The organism is Patulibacter sp. NPDC049589 (genome assembly GCF_040675535.1).
Taxonomy (GTDB): Bacteria; Actinomycetota; Thermoleophilia; order Solirubrobacterales; family Solirubrobacteraceae; genus Patulibacter.
On record NZ_JBFAPC010000189.1, the window covers coordinates 1 to 9,742 of the forward strand.

The window sequence follows — 9,742 nt, forward strand, 5'->3', positions numbered from 1 at the left end:
CGCCGCGGTCAGCGCGGAGAGGCTGCAGCGGTCGCCGGGATCGGACCGCATCGCGTCGGCGACCGCCGCGCTCAGCGGGCCGGCGACCGCGCCGTCGGGGGCGTGCAGCGCCGGCGGGGCCGCCGAGGTCCGCTCGACGACGTACTCGGCCAGCGGCAGGTCCGGGTGCGGCGGCTCCCCGGTCAGGCACCAGACCGCGACCGCGGCGAGCGCATAGACGTCGGTCGCCGGCGTCGCCGGCCGGCCGAGGACGAGCTCCGGGGCCGTGAAGCGCAGCGTCTCGAGGATCTCCGACCGGCTGAGGAGCCCCGTCCGGCCGCTCGTGCGCGCGACCCCGAAGTCGTGCAGGCGCACGTGCCCCCAGGCGTCGAGCACGACGCAGTCGGGGCGGAGGTCGCGGTGCTGGATCCCCTGCGCGTGAGCGTGCCCGAGCGCCGCCCCCGCCTGGCCGACGATGCGGGCGACGTCGTCGGGCGTGAGGCCCGGGAGCTTCGCCGGCGCGGCGAGCGTCCGGCCCTCCAGCAGGGCGCCGGCGATCCAGAGCCCGCCGTGCAGGACGCCCGAGGCGTAGACCGGCGCGATGCTCGGGTGCTCGAGCCGGGCGACCCGGCCGGCGGCCTCCCGGGCCGCCGCGAGCGACCCGTGCTCGTCGGCGAACGTCGCGGGCTGCAGGAGCTTGAGCGCGACGTGCCGGTCCAGCGCCCGGTGCAAGGCCCGGTAGGTCGCGCTGGCCCCGCCGACGACGATGGTCTCGACGATCTCGAAGCCGTCGACGTCCGTGCCCGGCTCCAGGTGGATGTGGCCGTGCGACGTCACGCGGGAGTCCGCGGCTACGGGCACGCGGTCGTCCGTGTGCCCCGGGCGTCCCGTGCGCACCCCGTCCCGACCTTGCGCAGGACGATGCCGCCGGAGAGGACCCGCGGCCGGTAGTCGACGTAGCGGGCCCGCTGACCGGCCGACGACGCGGTCACCCGGACGCGCGAGGCCGTCGACACCCGGACGTCGCGCTTGAGCCGCAGCGCCCGCCGGGACTGCGCCACCGTGAACGCCGCGTCGAGGCGACAGGCCTTCAGGCAGCGGACGCGGACGGTCGTCCCGCGGGCGACGCCCTGCACCTCGATGCGCTTCCAGAGGACCCCTCGGCCGCCGCCCCGGAGCGCGCGACGCGTGAAGAAGGCGACCTTGAACACGGGGACGGCGACCTTCGGCGCCGACGGTCCGCCCTTGCCGCCGCCCGCACCGGTGCCGCCGCCCGTCCCGGACCCGGAGCCTCCCCCGCCCGTCCCGGACCCGCCCCCGGCCCCCGCCCCGCCGCCCGAGCCGCCGCCCGCCCCGCTCCCGCTCCCGCTCCCGGTCCCGGCCGCGCCCGTGCCGACACGGCCGACCCGGTTGCCGGTCGCGTCCGTGAACCAGACGTTCCCGTCCGGACCCGCCGTGACGGCGGCCGCGCCGAGCCCGCCCGGCACCGCGAAGTCGCGCGTCGCGCCGGCCGGCGTGGCGTACCCGATCCGGCCGTTGCGGGTGAACCAGACGTTGCCGTCGGCCCCGACGGTCAGGCTCGGTCCGAGGCCGCCCGTGCCGCCGAGCGGGATCTCGGACGGCGCGCCTGCCGTGCCGACCGCGCCGAGCGACGAGGCCCCCGCGAACCACACGCGGTCGTCCGGGCCACGCACGACGGCGCCGGTGCCCGCGAACGGCAGGCCGACCTCCGAGTACGTCCCCGACGGCGACACGCGCCCGAGCTGCTCGCGACCCTGGAGCGCGAACCAGAGGTTCCCGTCGGGACCGGCGGTGATGCCCAGCGGCCGGGTGCCCGACCCGGTCGGGTAGTCGGTGATCTGCCCGGTCGCCGAGATCCTCCCGATCCGGGACGCCCCGGCGACGGTGAACCAGACGCCGTCGGTGGGGCCCGTGGTGATCGCCGTCGGGGCCGCGCCGACCGCGTACTCGGCGATCCCGCCGAGCGCCGGGCCGGCCGTGGCCGAGAACCGCGCCAGCTTCCCCGAGGCGCGCTCGGTGAACCAGAGGGCGTCCCCGGCACCGCGCGTGATCGCCTCCGGCCCGCTGCCGCCCGTCGGGACGGCGTACTGCGAGATCACCCCGGCCGGCGTGATCCGGCCGATCCGGTTGCCGTCGCGCTGGGTGAACCAGACGTTGCCGTCGGCGCCCGCGACGATGCCCGCAGGCCCGCTCCCGGCCGTCGGAAGCGGGTACGTCGTGACGTCCCCGAGCGGTGCGGCCGCCGCGGCGGCCGGAGCGCCGGCGACGGCGGCGACGACCGCGATGCCGGCCCCCACCACCAAGCGCCGTGGCCGTCCCCGGGACCCTCCGATGGGCGCTCGTCGGATGCGTGGTCGTGTCATGGCAGCTCGCGCTCCGCGCACCCGCGCCGAGGAGCACCACGATACCGCCGCCCGGCTGGGCCGAATGGCGGATCTTGCGTCCTGGACTGGCGTTTCGGTGTCTCACGGTGCGTCATGGGGCGCACCGCGGACGGCCGGTCGGTGGCCTCCCGGCGGTCTCCCGTAGGATCGGCGGCGGATGCCCGAGGACCTGCTCCAGCGGCGCCTCGTCGTCGTCACCGGCAAGGGCGGCGTGGGCAAGTCGACCGTCGCCGCGGCCCTCGGCGTGCTGGCCGCCCGCTCCGGGCGCCGCGCCGTGGTGGCCGAGGTCGGCCGGCGCGGCGACGTCCTGGACACGCTCCTCTCCCCCGCGGACCGGCCCGCCGGCGGGGCGACGACGGACGACGACGACGACGACGGCTTCGTCGAGCGCGCGGTGCCCGTCCGGGGTGCGAGCGGCACGCTCCACCACGTCTCGATCTCGCCCGAGGCCGCGCTGCGCGAGTACCTGCGCGACCAGCTGCCGATCCCCGCGATCGCCGACCTGCTCGGGTCCGGCAAGGTCTTCACCGGCCTGACCGCCGCGACGCCCGGCCTGCGCGAGCTGCTGGCGCTCGGCAAGGTCTGGGAGCTCGCCCAGCCCGTCCGCCGCACCCCGGGTGCCGAGCCCTACGACCTCTGCATCCTCGATGCTCCGGCGTCGGGCCACGCGGTGAGCACGCTGTCGGCGCCCGTCCAGTTCGCCCGGACCGCCCGCGTCGGGCCCGTGGCTCGCCAGGGCGCGACGATCGCCGCGACGCTCGGCGACCCCGCTCAGACCGCCGTCGTGGTCGTCGCGACGGCCGAGGAGCTGCCCGTGTCCGAGGCCCTGGAGCTCGAGGACGCGCTCGGCGGGCGCGTCGGGATCCACGTCGCCCTCGGCGTCGTCAACGGCGTCCTGCCCGACCGCTTCTCCGCCGCCGACCGGGACGCGCTGGCGGCCGGGGCCCCGCACGACCCCGCGATCGCCGTCGCCGACGTCCACGCCCGCCGCGCGCACGACCAGCAGCGGCAGCTCGCGCGCTTCCGCCGCGGGTTCCGCCGGCCGGTCGTGACGCTGCCCGCCGCGACCGGCCGCCGGCTCGGACCCGACGACGTGGACGCGCTCGCCGATCGCCTCGAGCAGGGCCTCCGCCGGCTCCGCGCCGACGGCCCGGGGACGACCCGATGAGCGCTCCCGGACCCGTCGGCCTCGTGGCCCGCCTGGACGGCGCGCGCGTGGTCGTCTGCGCCGGACCGGGCGGCGTCGGCAAGACGACGACGGCCGCCGCGATCGGGCTCGCGCTCGCCGGCCGCGGTCGCCGCGTCGCCGTCGTCACGATCGACCCCGCCCGCCGGCTGGCCGACGCCTTGGGCCTCGGGACGCTGGCCAACGACCCCGAGCGCGTCGCCCCCGACCGCCTGGCCGCGCTGGGCGTCGAGCCCCCCGGCGAGCTGTGGGCGTCGATGCTCGACCCGCAGCGCACCTTCGACGGCCTGATCGCCGAGCTCAGCCCGGACCTCGCCACGCGGGAGCGGGTCCTCACCAACCCGCTCTACCGCCAGATCTCCGGCGCGGCGGGCGGCAGCCACGAGTTCACGGCCGTCGCGCGGCTGCACGACCTGGTCGCGGACGAGCGCTTCGACGTCGTCGTCCTCGACACGCCGCCGTCCCGCAACGCGCTGGACTTCCTCGACGCGCCGGACCGGATCGCGGGGTTCCTCGAGGGCCGCGCGGTGCAGGCGCTGCTCGGGCAGGGCCGGACCGGGATCGCCGCGCGCGTCGCCCGCCGCGGCACCGGCCTGGCGCTGTCGGCGCTGCAGCGGCTGACCGGCGTCGACGTCGTCCGCGACCTCGCCACGTTCTTCGAGGCCCTCGGCCCGCTGACCGCGGGGTTCTCGGCCCGTGCCGTCGCCGTCCGGGCGATCCTCCGCGACGACCGCACCCGTTTCGTCGTCGTCAGCGGTCCCGGGCCGCTGCCGAGCGCCGAGGCCCGCTTCTTCCGCGAGCACCTGCGCACCGTCGGCATGCCGTTCACGGGCCTGATCGTCAACCGCGTCGAGGCGGTCCCCGCCGGGCCGGAGCGCGACGGCGCCGCGGTGGCGGCCGGGCTGTCGGCGGTCCTCGGCGACGCGCTGGCCGCGAAGGTCGGGCGCACGTGGGACGAGCACCGCGAGCGGGCCGCGCGCGACGCCGAGGCCGTCGCCGAGCTGGCCACGGCCGTCGGCGATCCGCGCCCGGCGGTCGTCGCGGCGCTGGACGGCGAGGTCTTCGACCTCCCCGCGCTGGCCGCGGTGCGCGACCAGCTGCTCGCCGGCTAGCTCGCCTCGCTCACCGGCCACGGGCCGGTCGAGTCGTCGTCGTCCTCGTCCGCGGGCTCGTGCAGCTGCGGCTCGTCCCACGTCACGTCGAGCCAGAGCTGCTGCGGCCGCTCGCGGCGCCGTGACGCGCGGATCTCGCCGTCCGGGTCCAGCGGGCGCAGCGCGGCCGGGTAGGGCTCGCCGGTCGGCCGGAACTCCGGCACCTCGGAGTCCAGGTCCTCGCGCCCCGCCCCGCGCGGGGACGCCGGGCGCTCCGCGCGGTGGATCGCCGGGCCGTCGGGATCGCCGGCGCCCGGCACCCGGCGCTCGGCCTCGGCGTCGGACACGATCGGCCGCGCGGCGCGCGGGTCCTCCGGCGACGTCACGGGGTAGGCCTCGGCGTCGATCGCGTCGTCGACGGTGCGCCCGCTCGAGCGCTCCGCGCCGGGAACGTGGCGCTCGAGCTCATCGAGGTCCTGCCCGAGGCCGTCGTCGTCGGGCTCCAGGTCGTCGAAGTCCAGCTCCTCGTCGTCGAACGCCGGGCCGACGCCGGTGAGCGCGTCCCGGGCCGCGGTGCCCGAGACCCGCTCGGACGGCCAGCCGGCCGGGGCGGTGCGGGCCTCGTCGACGACGCCGTCGAGGATCTCCTCGGCCAGCTCGACGAGGTCGCCGCGCAGGTGCCCGACGACGCAGTCGCGCAGGACGGCGCGGAGGCAGTCGGCGAGCTCGTCGACGCGGTCGGGCAGGTCGCGGTCGATCCGCCGGCTGCCGGCCACGACCTCCTGCTCCTGCAGCGCGAGGCGCGCGAAGCGCCGGGAGAGCCGGGCGCGATCGTCGCCCACGGCGCAGAGCGCGGCCAGGCGCCCCGCCAACCGGCCGGAGCGCGGGCCCTCGGGCTCCAGCAGCGCGCGGGCGGCGAGCAGCAGGTCGGTCAGGGTCTCCTCGGGGCGGTCGCGGTCCAGCGCGAGGGTCCACCGGCGCAGCGCCCAGGCGACCTCGCCGCTCTGCGGCAGGCGCCGCGCCACGAGGTCGACGAACGTCCGCAGGTCCGGCACGTCCTCCGCGTCGAGCGTCACGACCCCGCGCGACGCGATGGTCCCGCCGACGGCCATCGCGCGCCACGGCGCGCCGGCCGGGCGCAGCCACACGAGCGGCCCCGCCGACGGCGTCGCGCCCGCGACGTGCAGGCGCAGCGCGGTGATCAGGCGGCGCGAGGCCTCGCGGGCGCGGCGCGGCGTCTCCGCCGAGCCCGGGCGGGCCGACCAGCGCAGGGTCGCCACCGCGTCGGCGGGCGTCCCGTCCGGGCCGCTCAGCGCGGCGTCGGGGACCTCGCCCTTCAGCGCCTCGGGCCGCTGCAGCGCGACGCCGCGCGTGATCGCGACGGTGGCCATCGCGGGCGAGACGCCGACGAGCGGGATCACGACGACGGTCTCGGTCGCGTCGGCGGTCATGACGGACTCGAGCTCGGCGAACGCGCGGTCGAAGTGCTCGGAGTGGACGACGAAGTCCGGCGCGTCCTCGAACAGCCGCTCGAGGAACTGCCGCACGGCCAGCGACGCGCGCTCGTGCGGGTCGGCCGGCGGCCGCTCGACGCCGCGCGCCTGCAGGTACGCCTCGACGCCCCAGGCCGCGACCATCGTGTGCTGGGCCTCGGCGACGCCCGGCAGGGCGGCGAGCGCGTCGGCGTGGCGCTCGATGTAGAGCCCCACCAGCGGGCGGTAGGAGTAGAGCGTGGGACCGGGTGCGCCGGAGCGGGCGCGCCGGGCGTGCTCGAGGAGCTCGAACGGCACCTCGTCGCCCTCGTCCACGAGCGCGGCGAGCTCACGGGCGGCGTGCAGACCGGCGGTGGTGAGCGCTGCGTGCAGCTGCGGGTGGCGCATGGCGTCGCCTTCTCCGCCCGCCCCGGCGCTCCTCGCGCCTGCACGCCGTCCTGCACCGACCGGGGGCGACGGACGGCGGACCGCCCGACGAGCGTCAGGGCGCCCGGCCCGGCGCGGCGGGCGGGAGCCGCATTCCCGGCTACGATGGTCGGGATGAGCACGACGGACTCGGGAACCGCTTGGCGCCGCCGCGCCGAGGACCGCCTGACGGACGCCGGGTACCGTCGCGGCGGGGCCCGCACCGCGCTGCTGGACCTGCTCGACGAGCAGCGCTGCGCCCGCACGGTCCTCGAGATCGAGGACGAGCTGCGCGCCAACGACCGCACCATCGGCCGCGCGAGCATCTACCGCGTGCTCGACGAGCTGGAGCAGCTGCACCTCGTGCAGCGCATCGAGGTCGGCCAGGGCATCGCCCGCTACGAGCGCCTCGCCCCCGACCACCATCACCACCACCTCGTGTGCAAGGAGTGCGGCGCGGTCGTGCCGTTCACCGACGACGGCCTCGAGGAGGCCATCCACCGCCTCAGCGCCGGGGCGGGCTTCGAGGTCACCGGCCACGACGTCGTCCTCCACGGCACCTGCGCCGCGTGCCGCGCGGCGGCCGGCGACGAGGACGTCCCCGCGGCCTGACCGGCGGTCTCGGACCCGCGGGCAGGGCCTCTCCCCGGACCGCCGCGCCCTCCGGGATCCGGGGCCGCCCGGCCCCGGACGCCGCCGGCCGGGCTCAGGCCCGCGAGCGGACCGAGCGCTTCTCGGAGCGGTACGTCTTGCCGCCGCTCTTGACCTCGACCGACACGGTGTGGAGCCCGGACTTGCGGACCGGGACGCTGCCGGTGAACGTGCCCTTCTTCACCTTGGCCGTCCGGCGGCTGGCGGTGATGTAGCGCCCGTGCTCCTTGCGCTTCAGGACGATCGTGACCTGATCCGTGCCGCGCGCCTTGCCGCGCACGGTCAGGTCGCGACCGGTGCGCGGGTGCCTCGTCGGCTGGCGCAGCGACAGGCCGGGATCCAGCGCCGGCGTGACGGAGCTCGACGTCGCCCCACCCCCGCGCGCCCGGACGGCGCTGGCCGCGCGGACGACCACGCCCGCGTTCCAGTTGCCGTCGGCGCTCGTCGTCGTCTGGGTCATCGCGACCCAGGCGCCGTTCGGGCTCTTCTTCTCGACGACGACCGTCGTCCCGCCGACGCCGTCGCCGGACAGCGTCAGGCGCCCGGTGACCGTCGCGGTCTCGCCGTAGGTCACGGCCGATGCGGGCGCGGTGATCGAGAGCTCCGGCGTCGCGGCCGCGCCGATGTTCCCGACCGATGACCGCAGGGCCGGCAGCTGTCCGTAGAGCGTGGTGCCCGGGCAGTCCGTCGAGCAGCCGTCCTGGTGCCCGCTGATCCGGTTGAGCTGCACCGCCATGCCGGCCTTGTAGCGGTTGCCGGACCCCCCGGAGGAGACCAGGGCGACGGTGCCCGCGGTCGGCGCGCCGTGGAGCGGCAGCTTCCAGCGGATGATCGACGCGACCGCGTCCAGGGCGGCGGCCGGCGCGGGCTGGGACTCGAACGTCCCGATGATCGCGATCCCGGTCGAGACCGAGTTCCAGCCGATCGCCTGCGCCCCGATCACGGGCTGGTCGATGCCCCCGGCGCGCCCCTCGAAGATCTGCCCGAAGCGGTCGACGAGGAAGTTGTAGCCGATGTCGTTCCAGCCGTTGGAGCCGACGTGGTATTCGAAGATCGCGCGCACGAGCGCGGGGCTGTCCTCGCGCCCGTACGTGTTGCCGTTGACCGTGTGGTGGACGAACGCCATCTGGACGGAGCCGAACGTCGGCGCGCCCTTCGTCTTCAGGCCGCTCGCCCACGCGGAGCGCGGGATGATCGTCGGGACCGCGGCGCGGGACGTCGCGGGGACCCCGCTGCCGCCGCTGGCGCGGGTGCTCGCCCGCCCGGCGCCGAGGATGCCGCCCGCGGCGACCGCCCTCGTGCTCGCGGCTCCCGCGCGCCGGCGGTCGGCGGACGAGATCGCCACGAGGTCCAGCCGCACGTCGGTGTCGGGGCGGCGGCGGGCCCGCAGCTCGACCTCGTCCGCGCCGCCGAACCAGACCGGGTCGGTCATCGCGGCGCGGCGCCCGTCGGGAGCGTGCCCGTCGTGGCCGTCGAGCGACTGCCACGCGCTCCAGCGGCCGCCGGTGGACCGGGCCCGCAGCTGCAGTCCGATCCCGTCGACCGTGCGGACGGGCGCGCCGAGCAGGTCGAAGCGATGGGGCGCGCGGAGCGGCCCGCTGGTTCGCCCCGGACCGAGCACCGAGCGGCGCACGACCAGGCGTCCGGGCGCCGAGGCCGCGACCGCGTCGGACGTCGTCGCGAGGCCGCCGAGCACGGCGACCGCGCCGACGGCGGCGCCGGCGCGCACGACCGTACGGCGGGTGAGGACCGCCCCTGGCTCGGCGGGCGACGCCGGGACGACGGGGTGGTCGTGCTGGTTCGGGGGAAACGGCATCGGTAGTCCCAACCGGGGAGTCACCGGAGAGTTCCGGTCCGCCGACGAAGAAGCCACGACTGCAAGCGGCGACCCAGCGCCGCGGACGGCGTGATGAGGCCCGACGCCGGGCCCGGCCGGCCCCGTGCGAAGCGCCCCGGCGGGCCGCGCTGCTCAGGCGGGCAGCGCGATCGCGTCCGGCGCGCCGACCGCGTCGGCGCAGTCGTCGGCGGCACCGAGCCACTGCGACCCGTACGCGCGCATGCCTTCGATGATCGGCAGGAGGGCGCGGCCCTTCTCCGTCAGGGCGTACTCGACGCGCGGCGGGACCTCGGAGAACGTGCGGCGGGCCACGATGCCCTCCTCCTCCAGCCCGCGCAGGCGCAGGGAGAGCGTTCGGGGGCTGATCCCCGTGAGGGAGCGCTCGAGCTCGCAGAACCGCGTGTTGCCCTCGGCGAGGTCGCGCACGAGGAGCAGCGTCCACTTGCCGCAGACGATGTCCGCGGTGCGACACACCGGGCAGGTGGGATCGACGGCCATGCCGATACTTTACCGAATGAAGCGACCGGCCCCGTGGGGCGGCACCGTCCGGACCGCCCCGTCGGGCCGGTCTAGATGATGGTTTCCACGATCTCGCGGCGGGGTGCACGTCCCGGACGGCACCTGACGCCACCCGGCACCTCCGTCAGACTTCCAGTCTGGCTCTCGGCACCGTGCGACGCCAGGACACCGCCCGG

The 9,742-nt window shown here is 77.3% G+C and carries 8 protein-coding genes; 3 read left to right on the top strand and 5 right to left on the bottom strand.

What is annotated here, in order from left to right:
* Both AB0L40_RS24000 and AB0L40_RS24005 read right to left on the bottom strand, forming a co-directional pair.
* A partial coding sequence (locus AB0L40_RS24000) for a serine/threonine-protein kinase (protein ID WP_364360675.1) occupies nt 1–840 on the bottom strand: 840 nt, incomplete at its 3' end.
* Complete coding sequence (locus AB0L40_RS24005; protein WP_364360677.1) at nt 831–2,297, bottom strand: hypothetical protein; 1,467 nt, start codon at nt 2,295–2,297, stop codon at nt 831–833. The genes AB0L40_RS24000 and AB0L40_RS24005, both read right to left, overlap by 10 nt.
* Nucleotides 2,298–2,541: 244 nt before the next feature.
* On the opposite strand from AB0L40_RS24005, the gene AB0L40_RS24010 reads away from it, so the two are divergent.
* Together AB0L40_RS24010 and AB0L40_RS24015 are read left to right on the top strand one after the other, a co-directional pair.
* Complete coding sequence (locus AB0L40_RS24010) at nt 2,542–3,552, top strand: ArsA-related P-loop ATPase (protein ID WP_364360679.1); 1,011 nt, start codon at nt 2,542–2,544, stop codon at nt 3,550–3,552.
* Entirely contained in the window at nt 3,549–4,682 is a 1,134-nt protein-coding gene (locus tag AB0L40_RS24015; RefSeq protein WP_364360681.1) for an ArsA-related P-loop ATPase, read from the top strand. Before AB0L40_RS24010 ends, AB0L40_RS24015 begins: the two co-directional genes overlap by 4 nt.
* Here AB0L40_RS24015 and AB0L40_RS24020 read toward each other — a convergent pair.
* Nucleotides 4,679–6,541 carry a hypothetical protein gene (locus AB0L40_RS24020; RefSeq protein ID WP_364360683.1) on the bottom strand — a complete coding sequence of 621 codons (1,863 nt, stop codon included), beginning with the start codon at nt 6,539–6,541 and terminating at the stop codon, nt 4,679–4,681. The genes AB0L40_RS24015 and AB0L40_RS24020 overlap by 4 nt on opposite strands.
* A 153-nt stretch (nt 6,542–6,694) precedes the next feature.
* On the opposite strand from AB0L40_RS24020, the gene AB0L40_RS24025 reads away from it, so the two are divergent.
* The gene (locus AB0L40_RS24025; protein WP_364360685.1) at nt 6,695–7,171 is read left to right on the top strand and encodes a Fur family transcriptional regulator; all 477 of its coding nucleotides are present in this window, start codon (nt 6,695–6,697) and stop codon (nt 7,169–7,171) included.
* A gap of 94 nt (nt 7,172–7,265) precedes the next feature.
* Here the strand turns inward: AB0L40_RS24025 and AB0L40_RS24030 are convergent, their stop codons facing one another.
* Together AB0L40_RS24030 and AB0L40_RS24035 are read right to left on the bottom strand one after the other, a co-directional pair.
* Entirely contained in the window at nt 7,266–9,026 is a 1,761-nt protein-coding gene (locus AB0L40_RS24030; RefSeq protein WP_364360687.1) for an N-acetylmuramoyl-L-alanine amidase, read from the bottom strand.
* 153 nt (nt 9,027–9,179) lie between these two features.
* Nucleotides 9,180–9,545, bottom strand: a complete 366-nt coding sequence (locus tag AB0L40_RS24035) for a helix-turn-helix domain-containing protein (RefSeq protein ID WP_364360689.1) — start codon at nt 9,543–9,545, stop codon at nt 9,180–9,182.
* Nucleotides 9,546–9,742: the final 197 nt, after the last annotated feature.